Annotated in this window: 16 protein-coding genes; 7 read left to right on the forward strand and 9 right to left on the reverse strand. The window is 40.1% G+C overall.

Annotation, left to right across the window (positions count from 1 at the left end; translation table 11 throughout):
- The first annotated feature begins 38 nt into the window (after window positions 1–38).
- Window positions 39–623, forward strand: coding sequence for a NapC/NirT family cytochrome c (locus FAX86_RS16900; protein WP_144394658.1), 585 nt, complete (start codon window positions 39–41; stop codon window positions 621–623).
- Here the strand turns inward: FAX86_RS16900 and nqrF are convergent.
- The 4 genes from nqrF to FAX86_RS16920 form a co-directional block, all read right to left on the reverse strand.
- Window positions 620–1,840 (reverse strand): NADH:ubiquinone reductase (Na(+)-transporting) subunit F, encoded by a 1,221-nt coding sequence (nqrF, locus tag FAX86_RS16905; RefSeq protein ID WP_144394659.1) that lies wholly within the window; start codon window positions 1,838–1,840, stop codon window positions 620–622. The two genes, FAX86_RS16900 and nqrF, sit on opposite strands and share 4 nt — an antisense overlap.
- On the reverse strand, window positions 1,837–2,751 hold the full coding sequence (locus FAX86_RS16910) for a prenyltransferase (protein ID WP_144394660.1): 915 nt from the start codon (window positions 2,749–2,751) through the stop codon (window positions 1,837–1,839). The genes nqrF and FAX86_RS16910 overlap by 4 nt, the downstream gene beginning before the upstream one ends.
- A gap of 297 nt (window positions 2,752–3,048) precedes the next feature.
- The gene (locus tag FAX86_RS16915; RefSeq protein ID WP_144394661.1) at window positions 3,049–3,258 is read right to left on the reverse strand and encodes a cold-shock protein; all 210 of its coding nucleotides are present in this window, start codon (window positions 3,256–3,258) and stop codon (window positions 3,049–3,051) included.
- Window positions 3,259–3,500: 242 nt separating this feature from the next.
- Entirely contained in the window at window positions 3,501–4,439 is a 939-nt protein-coding gene (locus FAX86_RS16920; protein WP_144394662.1) for a LysR family transcriptional regulator, read from the reverse strand.
- 171 nt (window positions 4,440–4,610) lie between these two features.
- On the opposite strand from FAX86_RS16920, the gene FAX86_RS16925 reads away from it, so the two are divergent.
- A complete protein-coding gene (locus FAX86_RS16925; protein ID WP_144394663.1) occupies window positions 4,611–5,219 on the forward strand; it encodes a short chain dehydrogenase in 609 nt (202 codons plus the stop codon).
- Window positions 5,220–5,253: 34 nt separating this feature from the next.
- Window positions 5,254–5,511: a DUF2798 domain-containing protein gene (locus FAX86_RS16930; protein ID WP_144394664.1), complete on the forward strand. Its 258-nt coding sequence runs from the start codon at window positions 5,254–5,256 to the stop codon at window positions 5,509–5,511.
- 106 nt (window positions 5,512–5,617) lie between these two features.
- On the opposite strand, the gene FAX86_RS16935 is transcribed toward FAX86_RS16930, so the two are convergent.
- From FAX86_RS16935 to FAX86_RS16945, 3 genes are read right to left on the reverse strand one after another with little or no spacing between them, the layout of a single operon-like run.
- Window positions 5,618–6,748 carry an NAD(P)/FAD-dependent oxidoreductase gene (locus FAX86_RS16935; RefSeq protein ID WP_144394665.1) on the reverse strand — a complete coding sequence of 377 codons (1,131 nt, stop codon included), beginning with the start codon at window positions 6,746–6,748 and terminating at the stop codon, window positions 5,618–5,620.
- 2 nt (window positions 6,749–6,750) lie between these two features.
- Window positions 6,751–8,796: a LodA/GoxA family CTQ-dependent oxidase gene (locus tag FAX86_RS16940; protein ID WP_144394666.1), complete on the reverse strand. Its 2,046-nt coding sequence runs from the start codon at window positions 8,794–8,796 to the stop codon at window positions 6,751–6,753.
- 38 nt (window positions 8,797–8,834) lie between these two features.
- On the reverse strand, window positions 8,835–10,178 hold the full coding sequence (locus FAX86_RS16945; protein WP_144394667.1) for a hypothetical protein: 1,344 nt from the start codon (window positions 10,176–10,178) through the stop codon (window positions 8,835–8,837).
- A 448-nt stretch (window positions 10,179–10,626) separates the two neighbouring features.
- Here FAX86_RS16945 and FAX86_RS16950 point away from each other — a divergent pair, with 448 nt between their 5' ends.
- On the forward strand, window positions 10,627–11,043 hold the full coding sequence (locus tag FAX86_RS16950; RefSeq protein ID WP_144394668.1) for a hypothetical protein: 417 nt from the start codon (window positions 10,627–10,629) through the stop codon (window positions 11,041–11,043).
- A gap of 149 nt (window positions 11,044–11,192) precedes the next feature.
- Here the strand turns inward: FAX86_RS16950 and FAX86_RS16955 are convergent, their stop codons facing one another.
- The gene (locus FAX86_RS16955) at window positions 11,193–11,555 is read right to left on the reverse strand and encodes an Ig-like domain-containing protein (RefSeq protein ID WP_144394669.1); all 363 of its coding nucleotides are present in this window, start codon (window positions 11,553–11,555) and stop codon (window positions 11,193–11,195) included.
- Window positions 11,556–11,609: 54 nt separating this feature from the next.
- Window positions 11,610–12,131 carry a hypothetical protein gene (locus FAX86_RS16960; protein ID WP_144394670.1) on the reverse strand — a complete coding sequence of 174 codons (522 nt, stop codon included), beginning with the start codon at window positions 12,129–12,131 and terminating at the stop codon, window positions 11,610–11,612.
- A gap of 218 nt (window positions 12,132–12,349) precedes the next feature.
- Between FAX86_RS16960 and FAX86_RS16965 the strand changes: the two genes are divergently transcribed.
- From FAX86_RS16965 to FAX86_RS16975, 3 genes are all read left to right on the forward strand, one after another.
- Entirely contained in the window at window positions 12,350–13,204 is an 855-nt protein-coding gene (locus FAX86_RS16965) for a M90 family metallopeptidase (RefSeq protein ID WP_246128642.1), read from the forward strand.
- 215 nt (window positions 13,205–13,419) lie between these two features.
- Entirely contained in the window at window positions 13,420–14,760 is a 1,341-nt protein-coding gene (gene msrA / locus FAX86_RS16970; protein WP_144394671.1) for a peptide-methionine (S)-S-oxide reductase MsrA, read from the forward strand.
- 295 nt (window positions 14,761–15,055) lie between these two features.
- Window positions 15,056–16,534: a golvesin C-terminal-like domain-containing protein gene (locus FAX86_RS16975; protein ID WP_144394672.1), complete on the forward strand. Its 1,479-nt coding sequence runs from the start codon at window positions 15,056–15,058 to the stop codon at window positions 16,532–16,534.
- Window positions 16,535–16,750 lie beyond the last annotated feature (216 nt).

Raw genomic sequence — 16,750 nt, forward strand, 5'->3', positions numbered from 1 at the left:
GAGCTTAGCGAATCCTTAGGAAAACGTTGGATATAAGAATGAAACAGAAAATCATAACTTGGTGGAGATGCCTATGGGCACCCACCCAAATCAAATGGTTTGTCGGAATACCCGTCGGTGGTTTTCTTGCTTTCTTATTCGGTATTTTATTCTGGGGAGGCTTTAACTGGGGGGCTGAAAGCACAAACTCCATGGCGTTTTGCATTTCCTGTCATGAAATGAAAAGCACCGTTTATCTTGAGTTAAAAGACACCAAGCATTTTAAAAATAGAGTGGGTATTCAAGCAACATGCGCGGATTGTCATGTTCCAAAAGACTGGTTCCCAAAAATGGTTAGGAAAGTCAAGTCAACCCGAGAGCTATATCACAAAGTGATGGGGACTATTGATACACCCGAAAAATTTGAAGCTCATCGACTCGAATTAGCGGAACGCGTTTGGGCAGAAATGAGAGAAAATAATTCTTTGGAATGTCGCAATTGCCACAGCTACAGCGCTATGGACATATCGTTACAAGATAGACAAGCTCAACGTCGTCATACACAGGAGTGGTATGAAAAAAATGGAGATACCTGTATTGATTGCCACAAGGGAGTGGCCCATAAATTACCCGAAGGATATTAGCCAAACTTATCGTATTGAATATCATCGGCGTCAACGCCAAGTTCATCCAATACCCTAGTTGTGGCTTCTATCATAGGAGGAGGGCCACAAAGAAAATAAGAGCAGTCCTCAGGAGCAGGGTGTTTTTTCAGTCTATCCAATACAATCTCATGAATCAATCCAGATCTACCTTGCCAGTGGTCGTTGGGCTGCGGATTCGACAATACCAGTTCCCAAAGAAAGTTTTCGTATATTTGTTCGAGTTTATTGAGAGTCTTTTGATAAAACACTTCACTTAGACTTCGCGCACCATAGAAGAATCGAATAGGTCTTTTCGTCTCAACATTAAGGAGCTGATCTTTAATCATTGAAAATAGGGGTGCCATGCCGGCACCACCGCCAATTAAAATAATCTCGCTATCACCCGGTTGTATTAGCATCTCTCCATAAGGTCCACTAATCACAACATTGTCGCCCATTTTTAGTCCAAATAAATAAGATGAAACAATACCTGTGGGAATATTTCTTTGACCGGATGGGGGCGTCGCTAATCGAACGATGATTTTAATTTGCTCTGTATTTTTGGGGTTACTTGCGAGAGAGTAAGAACGAGTGGTTTCCCTTTTATTGTGGGAAGATAAGGAAAAGAGTTTATTTTCTTCCCAACGTTTGTGGTAACTAGGCTCAATTGACAAAGTTGAATAATTTAATTTGTAAGGCGGGCAATAAACTTGCACGTACTGACCGGCATCAAAATGGAAATGCTTTTGTTGGGGAAGTTGCAAAGTGATTTCTTTCATAAAGCTGGCGACTTGGTAGGTCGATGAAACGCTGCAGTTAATTTTCTCAACCGAATTTAAGAATTCAGGTAGTTGTATTTCAAGGTTTTGTTTTAGTTTAACCTGGCACGCGAGCCGACAATGCTGACGTTGTTGTTTTTTGTTAACATGGGCTAATTCACTATCAAGCAATGCGCCTCCACCATGAAGCACTTGCACTTTACATTCTCCACACAAGGCTTTTCCACCACAACCTGCGGGTACGTAAATATTGTTATCATGCAGAGCGTTTAGCAGTGTTATGCCACGCTCTGCGGTGATTGGTTTAAGGCGCGACTTATTGAATTGAATCAATATATGAGAGCCTTGATAAATTAGAGTTTTTACCGCGAGTAGGGCTAAAACAAGTATGAATACTATTCCAGTAAAAGTAACTACCCCAACGATAAATGTTGTCATGATGACGACATCCAAAGTGAGGTGCCAATAATAAAGGGCGTTGTCAGGTTGACCATAACGTTAAGCGGCATGGTACGTTTAAGTAGCGTATCATTGTGCGGTGCTCGCGTGAGTTGGACGCTGTAAACGTTTGCAATCATCAGTGGAATTAAAGCAAGTAATATACTTGTATGGAAATAGTTGAGACTGTAAATAATTAAAACAACGATGAGGGCAAGTAAGTTAAAGAGTGCAAAAATTTTTAAGCTGGCAGCACGCCCAATTTTAATCGGTAAATGATTTCGACCAATTGATTTATCGGCGTTAATATCTGGTAGTTGATTGAGTAGTAATAGATTGTTGACAAGAAAGAACGTGACTAATGACAATAAAGCTAAGGGTGGAGAAAACTCACCGAGAAAAATAAAGCCAGTCCCCATTATCATTATTGGTCCAAATGCTGATCCAGGGGCGATAAGACATAACCAGGGCATGCGTGTTATATGAGTCGTATAAAAAATTATGAGTAATACGCCAAAGAGTCCTACTACCAGCAATTCCCAGCCGATCGTTATGGTAAAATAAAAGCCAATCGCAATACAGATCAGTAACGATAGGACGGCGATTATCAGAACATTTTTTGCTTGTTCTGGGTATTGAGGTAAAGTACCGCTGCCACCACTGAATGGCGTTTTTTGTGTAATCAGATCAAGACCACTTTTGAAGTCGAAATATTCATTCAGTGTGTTAACACTTATATGAGCCGCGATGCCAGCAATAAGTATCAGGACCAGTTTCTGAACTTCAACATTCGCTCCTAAATAAGCTGAAGCGCCAAATGCTAAAAGTAGACAAGCTGGTGTCAGTAAGAGAAAGGGTGGTCGAGTACTGCCTAAACTAGTCAATGCCGAAGACGATTGATTCCTTCTCATAAAGTAGACCGATAAATTTGCCTTCCTTTCAGTTTACCTATTTTGTTCTTCCTTTCTATCTTCTTTTAATAAGATCGAACGAAATATTGGTGTAGGTCAACTTTATCTCGGTTTCTTACGCAAATTTGGAGTTTACTTCAATTAGCAAATCGTTGTAAGCCGTTGATGATTATCTCAATAAGTGGTTATAGAAGTTGTTAAAACTTTATTATGAGGAGTTTGTTTGATGAAAGTGAATGAAATATCTGTGGATATTATAGTAAGAAAGCGAAGGGATGTCCCTTCGCTTAAAGACTACTATGCGGGCATAATATTGTCGGCTTGTGGGCCTTTTGCACCAGCAGAAATAGAAAAGGTAACCGATTGGCCTTCAATTAAAGTTTTGAAACCATCACCCGCAATTGAAGAAAAGTGAGCGAAAACATCGGGACCATCAGGTTGAGTAAGAAAACCGAAACCTTTTGACTCATTAAACCATTTAACCGTACCAGTAACTGTATTAGACATAGGAATATTCCTGTAATTTAAGTATAAGTTTGCCTTCATGAGGCATGAATAGCGAAAAAGTGGACATTAAAATTTATAACTACAGGACGAGGTATTGATTAGATGCTTCGTAATGAGGTGTGTAAATAGTGCTGTTCTTTAAAGCTGAGCTCACTATAGGTACATTCCAGTGGTAAGTCAAAGTAAATTTGGTTTTATTTACACGGTTTCTTTCTTAATTACTTGAAATTCGACTAGTTGTCTTACTTTTCGAGGTGTTTTGATAAAACCCTTTTATGTTGTTCGATTCTTTTTTCCAAAATAAATTTGAGCTTTTCTGCCAACCAGGCGACACCCAAATCTTTTTCAGAGCGTTTATGCCAGTACATACTGATTCGAGTATTGGGAATGTCGATAGGATTTTTTCTCGCAACAAGTGAGCCGGAGACGAGACTGTTTTCGACAAAAATGGATGGAAGCACACAAATGAGGTTGGAGTTATTTAACAGTTCTGGCACATTTGCGAAACTATTGAGTGTGAGAGCCACTTTTCGTTGTAATCCTTTTTCCGCCAGAAGTTGATCGGTATAGCCTTGTACATCTCCCGAAGGGGCAACAAGTAAATGTTCAGCATTAGCAAAATCTTTAAGAGATAATTTCTTTTTCGCTAAGGGATGAGCGGCTTTCATCACACAAACGTATTGCACTTCATATAAAAACTGACTGGTGATTAAGGGCGGCATTAGGTTAGATGCTGCCAATAAAAGATCGACCTTAGCGTCATTTAAAAGTCGTTCGCCATTTTCGATGGTGTATGGAAAGGTATGAATCGAAATACTCGGCGCTTCGTTTTCAATTGCAGACCTGAGTTTTGACCAAGCCAAACCGACAACGGAGTCTATCGCGGCAACTCGAAAAGCACGTTCGGATGTGGCTGGCACAAAAGAACTCGGTTGTAGTACATCTCTTATCTCTTTTAATGGAAAGCGGATTTTTTGCCAGAGCTCTTGGGCATAAAGTGTTGGTAAGATTCGCCGCCCATGTTTTACAAATAAATCGTCTTTCCAGGCATGGCGCATACGGGCTACGGCGTTCGACACGGCGGGTTGTGTCGTATTTAATCGTTCGGCCGCTTTGGTGATGGACGACTCAGTCATAATCGCATCGAATACCACCAAAAGACTAAGTTCTTGATTTTGCATATGTATTTATCACTGATGATTGTTTATGTGTCACTAATTATACATCACATGTGTGAATGTAATTTATATTAACCTATTATTTTAGGTTATCTATTAAGGGGTGCATACTTTCCACACGCAATTGAGGCGTACTCATTGAAAACATAATTCGTAAGAGAAGAGGAAAGTATTATGAAAATTATTGTAGTTGGTGCGACGGGTACTCTAGGTAAGGCTGTTGTTGGCGCATTAAAAGCCGATCACGAAGTCATTGAAGTGGGCTTCCAGAGCGGGGATGTCACCGTCGATATAAACAATTTGGAGTCGATTCGCGCGATGTATCAGCAAATTGGTGAGTTTGATGCCTTAGTTTCAGCAACCGGTCTGGTGCATTTTGGTCCGCTCGAAGATATTTCTCAAGAGCAATGGATGCTAGGGATTAATAACAAATTAATGGGACAAATTAATTTGGTTATCGAAGGTATCAAGCATATTCGAGATAACGGTTCCTTTACGTTAACGACAGGTGTGATTAGTCAAGATCCGATTCCCTATGGAGCCGCCGCGACTACGGTAAACCGAGCCGTAGAAGGTTTTGTCGAATCTGCCGCTTTAGAGCTACCGCGAGGTATACGGATTAATGCAGTCAGTCCAACAATACTAGAAGAGTCCGTTGAAGCTTTTGGTATGGCCTTTCAAGGGTTCCAACCAATACCGGCTGCAAAAGCCGCTTTAGGATTTGTAAAAAGTGTTGGAGGTAAAAGAACAGGGGAGACTTTTGTTGTTAAAGGTTTAATCTAAAGCAAAGTTTACAAATTTAAAGGAGTGTTAAGTCATGATTCCCGCTCGTTTTGCAACGTATTTAGTCTCATTTTTTATGGCATTGTTTATGTCGGGTATTATGTCCTTGGTTATCACTGTGTTTAATATTGGAATTACCTCTGATTTATTCGTTAAATGGCTCAATGCTTGGGGTTTTGCATTTGCGGTAGCCTTACCCACTATTTTTGTCATCGCGCCCTTAGTCAGAAAGCTGGTAACGCTGTTAATTGCAAAAGAGCATGCTTTACTGAAAACATTAAAGCTACAGTAAGTGAATAGCCTATCTATTGCATCAGATATAATGTTTGATGCAATAGCTTTTGAACAAGTTAGATAAACGGATCGTTATTTATAGGCAGTTCATAAGAGTACGGTAATTAATGATGCGTTCGATTTTTCCAAAACTCTGAAGTTCTAAAACGTTGCTCACTTCGATACAGCTGGTAACGTAATTGACAATATTGGTTAAAATCGTCAAAGACACGCTTTTGATATTCCAATAAAGAATCTTGCTGATTAGTGGTGAAGTAATTACTAATCGATTGAGCGGCAATGTTGGCATGAACTAATGCTTTTGTGATGCCGGCAGAGCTGATGGGATCATAGGTGCTCGCCGCATCGCCAATGGCTAACCAATTTGAGCCTACAACATTCGATAGAATGGAAGAGGGCGCCACACGGCGATGAATTGTCGGCGAATGATTTTCTAAAAGTTTAATTGTTTCTTCAATTTGGAATTTTAGCCATCGCGTTTGAGTAAGATGGCTAAGCCAGTTTTCTGAGAGCTCTAAGGCGTATTTTTTATAAATGCTTTTATCAACGCAATAGGTAATCACGCAAGTGTCGGACGGTGTTTTTGCGACATACCACCATCCTGTTGCGGTCGCTTCAATTAATGTTTGTGGTAATAAATGCGATTGATTTTGAATGGGGAGTGAAACGCATAAGTAAATGACTTCGTCTAGCAGGTTTCGTGCGACGTTCATTCTACGAGTTGCTTGTGATGAAAAGCCGGTTGCATCAATAATAAAGTCAGCGTCTAATTGATGGTTGAATCTACTTTGGGTATTGAATTCTAGCTGTACTTTATTTTCAAATTTTTGTAACTTCGAGAGCTTAAATCCTTGATGCCATTTAACGCCTTGTGAAAATGCTGTTTCACGAAGTTGATGTTCAAAATGCTGCCTATCTAAATGAAAACCTGAACCTTCCAACTGAAATAAAAAATCGTTGTAACCCGGTTGTTCGTCTCCCCAAACGGAGATACTGCCAGGACAAGGCAAATGATGTTTCATATTTCTTGCGTAATCTTTTCCAAAAAGTGACTTCAAGTATGGCGTTGACGCAGGCGGAATACTTTCGCCAAATTTTGTTTCACTTTTTTGGGGGCTATCGAAGAGTTGCACATTGAACGTTGCATTCTTTTTAGTGAGTTCGATGGCTGTTGCCAGCCCTGCCGGACCACCACCAATAATGGCGATGGTCGGCATGGTTTTACTAAATGTCATTGTTAATTGTTGCCTGTTTCAACGACGGATGTTGGCCATGGTTGTACAATATCGCCCGGTCCAGTATAGAGGCTTTCAACTTCCAGAAATTTATCATTTCCATAATTGCCGCCTTTATCTGTTGGTATTTGTAATCCTTGAATAATAAAACCCGTTTTGTGCCAGTTGTGTAAATAGTCGATATATTCTTGAAAACGTCCTTCGTTTTGCGGCAAAACGGTGTGAGTTTGATTATCGGCTCCTTTGCCATCGCCACGAATACTGAATAACTGACCTCCCAGATTCCACTGTTGTTTGTCAGAATCAAAAGTACATTCAAATGCCGGATAAACTTGAACGGGACGTTGCGCTGGCCATGACCAGTACAAAGTGTTGTTCGACTCCGGATTTGGCGAGGGTTCATGAACGGCGCAGCTGTTATAGTCGGTATGCCAGGGTTGAGACATGAATTTACTTAAGTCACCGGGTTGCACGGCTGTCGTTTGTAATGGCAAGTAACCGACTGTCAGGAACGCTTGTCCTGATTTTGCATCTTGATAATTTAAACTTGCTTGGTTGATTCTAAATGGCCCCGTTACACCTTTCCAATCTTGTTTATAGAGATTCACATCTCGAACGATAAAGGTTAAATCGATACCAGGAGAGTAACGTCCACCTAAGCAATTTAAAAATACCGTACGATCCAGCTTTTCTCCTTCTCCCAGGGGGATTTTGATCGTAGTACTCTTACCTTCGTACCATTGCATCATTAGAAAGTACTGCGTTTTGCTGAGTGACAAAAAGCTTTTTTGCGCATCGCCTAACGCCAGTGGCATTTTGACGCCTTCGGAATCTTCTTCAGGATTATTCGGATCGCGTATTAACGATTGAAAATTTGGGATTTTTTTCGTGGGATCGTCTGTTGGTTTTATGGAGGCAATAAAGTTGTGTCCATTAACGCCTTGACCCGGAAGGTTGGTATTCCAGCGTTGTAAAAAAGCACCATGAAAAACCGGTAATATATCGTCATAGAATGATGACTGATAACTGGTCTGGTATTGTCCGTTATTAAATAACTCAGGCTGTATGTTCAGCTCTTCAACCCAGGTATTGTAAATATCGTCCCAGGTAGAAACGACATTGCGAGTTTGTGGTGCATAACCAGGATCGGTACAGACAAACCAACCTCCGACGACATTCGAAATTGAGCCGTCATCAAACAGTATTACCGCATTGACCGGACCATCAGAGACATCGTCAAACCAACCGTCATTATCAATAGCATCGACCAACGTCGGCTCCGAACCGGTAGCCGATTTGAAAGAGAATGCATTACCGTAACCACCAGAAACGATTAATCGACTGGTGTTTTCCTCAATCTGAAGTTCACCTAAGGTTGTGATATTTCCAGCTTCTGGATTTTGATCTTCAAAAAAATCATCCGGATAACTTTTAGGATAGTCGCCTATGGAGTGAACAGTTCCCTCGTTATCAATGTAAGTAGCTGTTGTTGGTTTGTCGAAAGCTACGGTTGTTCCTTGCTCGCTAGACTTTATGGTTCGAGGTCCGGCATCAATCACTAATTTTTGCATCCGAGTAGGATCATCCAGTTGCTTTCCGTAAGTTTCGTTACGTATCGCCAGATTACCCGACTCATACGGCGCTATACCTTCGGTACCATCGGTTCCGGTAATTTGATAATTGTTATTTTTTTTATTCGCAAGATGAACCATCCAGATAATGTCTTTGATGGTTTTTCCATTAACGGTATCGCCTTTTTTTATCTCGCGACCCAAATCTTTTGAAGGATATTCCTTTTGCTCTTCATCGTAAGCAAAAATTCGAAATCGCGCGGCTTGACGTTTAACATTCTTTTGCGCATCTCTAAAGTCGTTGTGATCAATGGGTGTCGATTCGGTACCAGGTTTTATTGGCAGGCCACCAAATAATCCGGTCGATTCATCTTGTAACTCTCCAGCGGCAGTTTCAGGAGCAAGATAATACTCTTTACTGTTTCCAACACGACCGATGTTGATGGTTGGATGTACTCTAAATATAGTGTTAGACATAATGTAATTCCTTCATCTTAGATTATCGGCAATATCGTTTAGTTATTGTCTTTTTCCTGACTAAGCTCTTGCGACCAAAAGTATATATTGACAAATGCGTGGCTAATATTCAGGTTAAGGCCAGGTAGTGGATCAAGTTCGGTACTGGGTGGAAAGCGATGCAGAGTGTTGTGACACCGAAAGCAGTTGTTCATGGTACTTTGAGTTTGAGTGAATGTTTCAACCGTTGAGTTCGATAGTTTTAAAGAACCAATGAGTAGCTGACCTTTATCATCGGAGTCGGTTGCTAGCGACATATTGGGTTTTAAACCTTTGTTTCGTGCAAACCAAATGGCACCGACCTCGAAGTAATTAGACCAAACATCACTTTTGGATAGTTGAGAGAGCACACTATCATTCAGTTGCTTAACAACTTTAATATTAGTGGGAACGCTCATGTCCTTTTGATTTGCGTCATTACCAAATGCATATCGTCGACATACATGAGTGATTGGTGATAATGTTTGGGTCTTCTCGTCAAGCTTCAACACTGGAGAGCTTGCTGGATTAACATTACAGTCAGAGTAGGGCGTATTTGCTTTGTAGAATGTCCAGTCTTTTTTGGAAATTATTTGTGAAGGTGTGACATCGGCTGGTACATCGGGTGCGTTGTCTTTGTGTTCGAAGGTCGCCCAAATCATTTCAGGGTGATCTTTAACGACTCCGGCAATATGAAAGCCAACCAGTGCGAGAGTGACTTTGATAGGACGAGTATCATCGACAACGATGCTTCCGTCTTTGTTAATGAGTTTAAAAACCGTCGAAGGCATAGTAAAGAAGGACTTGTACTTGTCTTTGTCATCAACAATTTTCCAAGAGGCTTTTAACTCCAGTGAATCAACAGGAAAGGGCGTATTGGGATCAAAATTTTGAACGACTTTCGGGTCAGTTAACTTATTGCTATCAATAAAAGAGACAAAGGTGTCATTGAGATATTGAGAGTAATAAACAGCTTTGCCACTTTGATCGATTAAAATACCCTCTGTCCCAGCTTGTAAGTATTCATCTAATGATCTGGGTGCTCCCGATTTTGATAACCGGGGCAATAAACTTTCACGATCTTTTATGCCAAGTACATCGTAAGGTGATTGAAAGTTCAAAAAGCGAGGCTGATTATTATCTTCCTGAGTTAACCATAAAAACATTTGCCATGCCCAACGGTGGAACGAACAGTTAGAGTTTGGGCTGAAGTTCGCGCTATCTGGCATTGGTGTTTCACTATGTGGAAACCAGGAGTTGTCTGCTTGGCAGTTTGTATCTGATGCTGGGGGTGATGCAAATGTAATACCGGCAGATAATAGAGGTACGACTATACCGAGTTTCATTAAACCATTCATTTTCATTGTAAAATCCCATTTAGAAATGTTGTATTCCAACGAGGTTTGAGGTATCCATTTTTAATTAAAAGCTTGCATGGAAGCGAATATAAACCCACTCATTGTAGGTTCATGGTGTAAGAGTCGAGGAAATGTTGCTAGAAGTACAATCTCGTATTAAGTTTAATCTCAAGACTCTAAGAAAGAGGTGGTTGCTATTTAGAAACTTGAGAACAGTAATTAATAAAACTTTTATAAATCTGTAGTTGTAATATAAGGAAAGTCAATACATGTATTTACTGTTGTTGCAGGGTGGGTTCTGATCTTCTTTAGATGTTTGAGCTTCATGTTTGGAATAACGTGAATCTGTCAGTATTCAGAAAAAGAATGTTCTCAAGTTTCGCTTCTTTCAAGTTGTAACAATGCTAGCCATAACCACTCTATAAAGCAGATGATTGAATAAATGAGAGAAACGATGAAAAAAATTAATGTACTTCTTAGCACAAAATTACTAATGACAGTGTTACTAAGCTTATTTGTCAGTGCATGCGGTAGCTTGAATCAAAGCTCTAGTTCGGAGTATGAGCATGGTAAATTGCGAACGAATGACAACGGAAGGGTTGAAGCATTTGATGAAAGTACGAATCAGTGGGTTGCTCCGAGAGAATTCTGGCTAAATTTCGCTGATTCTCATGTCGGAAAGTTTTGGGGTGTTCGTAAAGATTATCCAGAATACGAACAGGTCAATGAAAATGATACTTTATTGATTCAGTTGGATAAAGGAGAGTGTTTAATGGAGTTTTTTCACACTCGTTGGCGCCGTGCTCAAGACGTGCGTCGTTGGGATGACGCTTTTAATGAGTACAGCGGTTGTCCCTTTGTATTCGATTAATTGATAAATAAAGTGTTTGAATTTTAATACTTTTTATGCAATTTAAATCACCTGGTATTATTGGTTTGCTATTCAATTGTATTTGACAGGTTAACACTATGAAAAATGTTAACCTGTTATTTATGAAAAATATTGCTCGCGAATTAAAGCTATTCGATATACAAAGAGCGGTTGCTTAATTGAATGTATTCACATAAACCACGTTCGTTTTTACGGAAGTATATGTGTGAGGCGCTATTGACTGAGCGAACTTGCTCAACCTGATAAGGCTGCGTCAATATACAATAAACTGACACTCCTGCACTATTCCTTGCGGCACAAATGCCATGGTTTGAATCCGCTGTTGCTACCGTCGCACAGCCAATGTATTGCATTTGGTCGGAACTATTTCGTGCTCCAGTAAGTGAGCCACTAGCGACGTTATCTTTCACATAAACTGATAGTTGATGAGTTGCTCCTGCGAATACACTACTGACACATACTGCAGCTAATAGAGCGATGATATATTTCATTATTTTCTCCTGATTTCTAGTTGAATGATGGTTATAATAAATAAGTTACTGTAATTATAAATTTACGCCTGGCGGGAGGTGAATTTCACCTCGGTTTAGCGCTTGAACAACTCTTCTTAATTGCTCTACCGCGGCTTCATTCGGTAATGTTGCAATATTGGCTTTGAAATTGTGAATGTCTTCTTGGGTTAAAGTACCAGCACTAATAAAGGAGTCTACTAATCTACTTGTGTTTGCAATCTTTTCTTGACTAAGCTCATCTAACATCGGTCTATTCTCAGAGGAACGTTGCGCCTGAATTAATTGATTGCGATGACCTATCGTGTTCTTTTGTAGGGCTAAGTCCTCTCGAACTTTGTTTACGTCAGTTTTAAGATGTGAGACCGAAGCGTAAATGTCTTCAAGTAATCTATTGCAGTTTAAGTTATTGTTTTGATCATTTAATTGAGCAGCATGAGTGTTGTTAAGCTCATCATTTTTGTTCACATCGAGTTCATAAAATTTTATGAGAAGAGTGCTGAGTAAAATACTGATCGCTGCTAACAACATAATTGTAACGGATGCTATCCATCGCATACTTATTGCTCCTTGCTGAATTAATGTTGCATGATTTTTGTATTTTTGAGCGATAAAATCAAGTGTGAAAAAACTAAATGGCTATAGTAATTATTGCTTTTCTTGATATATTTTAAACTTTTAAAATAATATGTTTTAGTGCGATAATCTGACATGTCTGTTGGGTGATTTTTTAACGGGCCTATTCGCTAAAAAATGGGAAGTAAGCATTTCTCTTTATGAATGAACGGATATATATGGGTATTGTTAAAAATTTATTTGGCTGGTTATTTGATTCAAAGGCACCCAACGTTTCAACTCTTTGGCGCTCTGAGTGGAGCGACTTTCTAAATGATAATGTTGTTTTCTATCGAAACTTACCTGAGAAGGATAAAGATGAGTTTCATCGTCGGGTCTTATTGTTTTGGCAGACAACAGCAATTGAAGCGGGACCTATGGAGGTGACCGACGAAGATCGTTTGCTAGTAGCTGCAAGTGCCATTATTCCCGTTTGGTCATTTCCCAATTGGTATTATTTTAATTTAAAGTCTGTTTTCTTGATGCGCCAAGCATTCAATGCTGATCTCGAGTTCAACCAGCCAGATTCAAGAATTACAGGCATGGTAGGAGTCGGCGTTCTTAGTGGTAAGTTAGTACTCAGTAAACCACATTTGCATTTAGGATTTGTAAATAGTCAGGACAAACATAATGTCGGTATCCACGAATTTGTGCATCTTATTGATATGGCGGATGGTGATTGCGACGGTTTTCCTGAGCGGCTCAAGGAATTCTCTCATTCCATTCCCTGGTTCGAACTGGTTAGAAAAAAGGTTGAAGAGATAGAAGCCAATCAAAGTAACATTCGAGCCTATGGAGCAACGAATCGAGCTGAATTTTTTGCTGTTGCTTCGGAATATTTTTTTGAGCGTCCCGATCTCTTGTTTAAGAAACATCCTGAGCTATTTGATGCTTTGCAAATGATATATCAACAGGATACACGAGCAATCGCGGAAGATTTGCGACCGAAAAGGAATGCTCCCTGTTTGTGTGGTAGTGGTAAGAAATACAAGCGCTGCTGCATGCCCGCTTCCTAAGCTTTACTGTTTGTTATAGGCACTACCCAGCTCGCTCTAGTTGAAGTCTGGTGTCGTAAAAAACTCCTAAAAGTGTTTCTTTTGGCTTTTTTGTGAGAAATGCAAAGTCATTTGAAACATTTCCTAGTTTGATGCGTCTTGATGGTATAGGCCGCAAATAGCGGTAATTTACTGATAATTCGCAGTATTCATAAAGACGAGGTCACGGAGTTTGTATGAACCGACAAAGTAATATATTCCTTTTTCTAGCGCTAATTGTGGGAATTGGGCTGTTGGCAGGCGGTAATTTATCGTCAAAACCGATGGTAAAAGCACAATCCAGCCTGAAACATCATGAGGTCGAGGGTGACATGCCTGCGACCCAACATTTGGACAGTATTGTGCTAGGTGCAGGGTGCTTTTGGGGAGCAGAAAAGCGTTATCAAGCTATTCCCGGAGTTTTAAATGCTATTTCTGGGTACGCTGGAGGCAAAGGGGTTGAACCGACTTACAAAGCGATTACCAAGTGGTCGAATAGAATGAATCCTGATAATCACGCTGAGGTGGTGAAAGTCATTTTCAATACATCGGAAGTGTCGCTTGAAACCATTTTGAAAACCTATTTTGAGACGCACGATCCAACTCAAGTGAATCGGCAGGGTAACGATGTAGGTACGCAATATCGTTCGATTATATTGACGCATAACGAACAACAGGCAAAAGTGGCGGAAGACATAAAAGCCCAATTTCAAACACTATTAACGGCTGCGAATTTTGGTGAGATTGCCACCATCATTGAACCCTTAGAAGAGTTTTATCCGGCGGAAGAATATCATCAAGATTACCTGGTGAAAAATCCCAATGGATATTGTCCTGATCATTCGACAGGCGTAACTTTTGAAACACCAAAAACTGAAAAGCGCGTTATGAATAATGATGCTCTGTTAAAAGGAAAGCATGTTGTTGTCGTGGATTCAGAAGATTTTTGTCCTTATTGTGAAAAATTTAAGAAGGACGTTGCTAACGATTATCAAGGTACTATTCCAATGGTTTATCGTTTTGCAGACCAGTTAACTGGATTAACAGTTAAGACGGCAACCTGGGCAACACCAACGATTTTATTTGTGGAAAATGGAAAAGAAGTGCTGGGTCACCAAGGTTATTTATCACCTGAAGAGTTTTATAAAGCGTTAGGAGCATTTAAGTTGGGTGATAGCGAAGCATTTGACGTCGCATTTAATAAAGGAACGGACAATCGATTTTGTAAACAATATGAAATCTTTAAGAATACTCCAGATGGTGTTTTTGTTGATAAGTTAAGTGGAGCACCTTTATTTGATACGCGAGATCGCTTTAACTCGGGAACGGGATGGCTGTCTTTCACTAAACCGGTTGACGGTGCTGTCGAAGAGCGTCCTGACAATAGTTATGGCATGCGTCGCACTGAGATTATTTCAAAATCTACCGGAATTCATTTGGGACATGTATTTCCCGATGGTCCGAATGGGCAGTCTCGATATTGTATTAACGCTACGGTGCTCGACTTTATAAAACGTGATGAATACGTATCGCGTTGAACTGAATTTCTCTACAGTTCTTGGTAAATTAACGAAGTAAACTAAGTGTGCCAATAATGAGAGAGCGACTTTAAAAATTCACTCTCTCATCTCCTCTTTTAGACATAGACATTCCCGTCGGAAACTCTAAAATGGAATGTAGATCACCAAATCGTCGTGTTTTAAATGTTATTTTCTAGCGACTCACTAAACTAAAGCGTTAATCACGACTGAGCAAAACTAATCTTATTTATTCAATCAAGGTAGCCTGTATTGCGACTTAGGTCCTCTTAATCCTTATTGATAAGGAGTATCTATGAGACACTTTTATGCTTCGCTTAAAATCAAAGTCATTATTTGGCTAGGCATAGTTTTTTCACTTCCGAGTTTTAGTGCAGAAATTTTAATTCAAACGGGCGATAGCTCGACTTCTAGTACGGGTTTTTGGAATCGAGCGACGGGAGCCAGTATGCCACTCGGTTCCAATCAAGGAATGTACGCAACCGTCGGCGGTGCCATTGAAAATTATCGTTTTGAAACTCAAATTCCGCAAACGACATCTTATACGTTGCAAGTTTACAACACTTGCTATTCACCACGCAGCCATCAAGTCACTCAATATTTAGAATTTGGCAACACGACGGAAACGTTTGTCACCGATCAGGATTGTCAAACCGATCCTTTTGTTGGTCAATGGCGTACGCTGGGTACTTATCGTTTTGAAGAAAATGAAATCGTTGCATTCACGATAACGACTGAAGGGAGTAATAACCGTTATGTTGGCGCTACTGCCATTCGTTACCTTTATGATGAAGTTACTGAGCCGGCTGAAAACCAACCACCGCAATTGCAGCTTTCATCGAACTCTATTTCCGTCAATGCGAACGAGTTAATTACTTTAACAGCATCGGCATTTGATCCTGAAGAGGGTGATTTATCATCGCAAATACAGTGGAGCTCACCACTGTTTTCGACGACTGGAGCGGAGTTTTCTACGCGAGTGGGTACCGAGTCATTCGTGGTTAATGTTTCTGTGTCTGATAATCAAAACGTGAGTGCAATAGAAACGGTTCAGGTGCAAGTCAATAACGTTGCATCGGTCAATCGCAAGTTTTCGTTTGGCTGTGAACTAGGATCAATTTCATCATTAAATTTAACAACCTACAACGCGATTGCGTTGCCGAATGTTGGTGCCATGTGTGATCGTTACACCGCGCAATTAACCAATAACGATAATAATCGTACCTTATTCTACAATGGCGAACAGGGGCGAATTGATGGCGTGGTTGCACGTTATCCACTCGAGGCCATTCTACGAAATGTTGGTATTGCGCCTGTCAATCAACCTTCGCAACCGCATGTTGTTGCACAAAGTGCGTATAACTTTGTCGGATTACATATTCATCATATCGATTATAATCAGATTGACAGCGCGCACCTGGTGGTCGGTCAACGTGGTGCGACACAAAATACGATTGAAGGTAAACAAACAGTATCTGGTACATCGTACGTTAATGATATTGGCCATAATCAATTGCCCAATGGTCGGGCTGATATTCGACTGGTGATTGATTCTGGTGGTGTTGTTACGGCTTATTGGCAAGAGCCTAATCTCAGTGGTAATCCTGCATTAGATAATTGGACGCTATATCGAAATACTGGAGCGTTACCAGGTTCCAATCCAAATTGGGGGAGCTCAGGTCAAGTTATCGTTGGTATTATCACTTACGCCTATTATCAAAATGGACTGCCTTTTTGGGGCGTGGCAGACCAACTTGAAATTAACGAGGAATAATTCTCTGAACAAACAGTCCTGACAACTTAATCAGGACTGTTTCAAAATTTTGTTTACTAATCGATTGATTCTCAATCATTGAAATGATCTGTGATGAGCCTTTGAGTTTGTTTTAGATGTTTTGATTTCTTATCTAATAAATTCTTTTCTTTTTTCGATATGAGATAAAAGTAACTTTATCTCGTAATCGAAATGTCATTTTGTTAATCCCTGCTA

It is taken from the genome of Pleionea sediminis (assembly GCF_007570825.1).
In the GTDB taxonomy this organism is placed as follows: domain Bacteria; phylum Pseudomonadota; class Gammaproteobacteria; order Enterobacterales; family Kangiellaceae; genus Pleionea; species Pleionea sediminis.

What these genes read in the sequence shown, in the direction of transcription:
- FAX86_RS16930 (WP_144394664.1), top strand. Translation starts at nt 5,254, where the DNA reads ATGATTCCCGCTCGTTTTGCAACGTATTTAGTCTCATTTTTTATGGCA.
- nqrF (WP_144394659.1), bottom strand. Translation starts at nt 1,840, where the DNA reads ATGACAACATTTATCGTTGGGGTAGTTACTTTTACTGGAATAGTATTC.
- FAX86_RS16925 (WP_144394663.1), top strand. Translation starts at nt 4,611, where the DNA reads ATGAAAATTATTGTAGTTGGTGCGACGGGTACTCTAGGTAAGGCTGTT.
- FAX86_RS16950 (WP_144394668.1), top strand. Translation starts at nt 10,627, where the DNA reads ATGAAAAAAATTAATGTACTTCTTAGCACAAAATTACTAATGACAGTG.
- FAX86_RS16900 (WP_144394658.1), top strand. Translation starts at nt 39, where the DNA reads ATGAAACAGAAAATCATAACTTGGTGGAGATGCCTATGGGCACCCACC.
- FAX86_RS16975 (WP_144394672.1), top strand. Translation starts at nt 15,056, where the DNA reads ATGAGACACTTTTATGCTTCGCTTAAAATCAAAGTCATTATTTGGCTA.
- FAX86_RS16960 (WP_144394670.1), bottom strand. Translation starts at nt 12,131, where the DNA reads ATGCGATGGATAGCATCCGTTACAATTATGTTGTTAGCAGCGATCAGT.
- FAX86_RS16915 (WP_144394661.1), bottom strand. Translation starts at nt 3,258, where the DNA reads ATGTCTAATACAGTTACTGGTACGGTTAAATGGTTTAATGAGTCAAAA.
- msrA (WP_144394671.1), top strand. Translation starts at nt 13,420, where the DNA reads ATGAACCGACAAAGTAATATATTCCTTTTTCTAGCGCTAATTGTGGGA.
- FAX86_RS16920 (WP_144394662.1), bottom strand. Translation starts at nt 4,439, where the DNA reads ATGCAAAATCAAGAACTTAGTCTTTTGGTGGTATTCGATGCGATTATG.
- FAX86_RS16945 (WP_144394667.1), bottom strand. Translation starts at nt 10,178, where the DNA reads ATGAAAATGAATGGTTTAATGAAACTCGGTATAGTCGTACCTCTATTA.
- FAX86_RS16955 (WP_144394669.1), bottom strand. Translation starts at nt 11,555, where the DNA reads ATGAAATATATCATCGCTCTATTAGCTGCAGTATGTGTCAGTAGTGTA.
- FAX86_RS16910 (WP_144394660.1), bottom strand. Translation starts at nt 2,751, where the DNA reads ATGAGAAGGAATCAATCGTCTTCGGCATTGACTAGTTTAGGCAGTACT.
- FAX86_RS16940 (WP_144394666.1), bottom strand. Translation starts at nt 8,796, where the DNA reads ATGTCTAACACTATATTTAGAGTACATCCAACCATCAACATCGGTCGT.
- FAX86_RS16965 (WP_246128642.1), top strand. Translation starts at nt 12,350, where the DNA reads ATGAATGAACGGATATATATGGGTATTGTTAAAAATTTATTTGGCTGG.
- FAX86_RS16935 (WP_144394665.1), bottom strand. Translation starts at nt 6,748, where the DNA reads ATGACATTTAGTAAAACCATGCCGACCATCGCCATTATTGGTGGTGGT.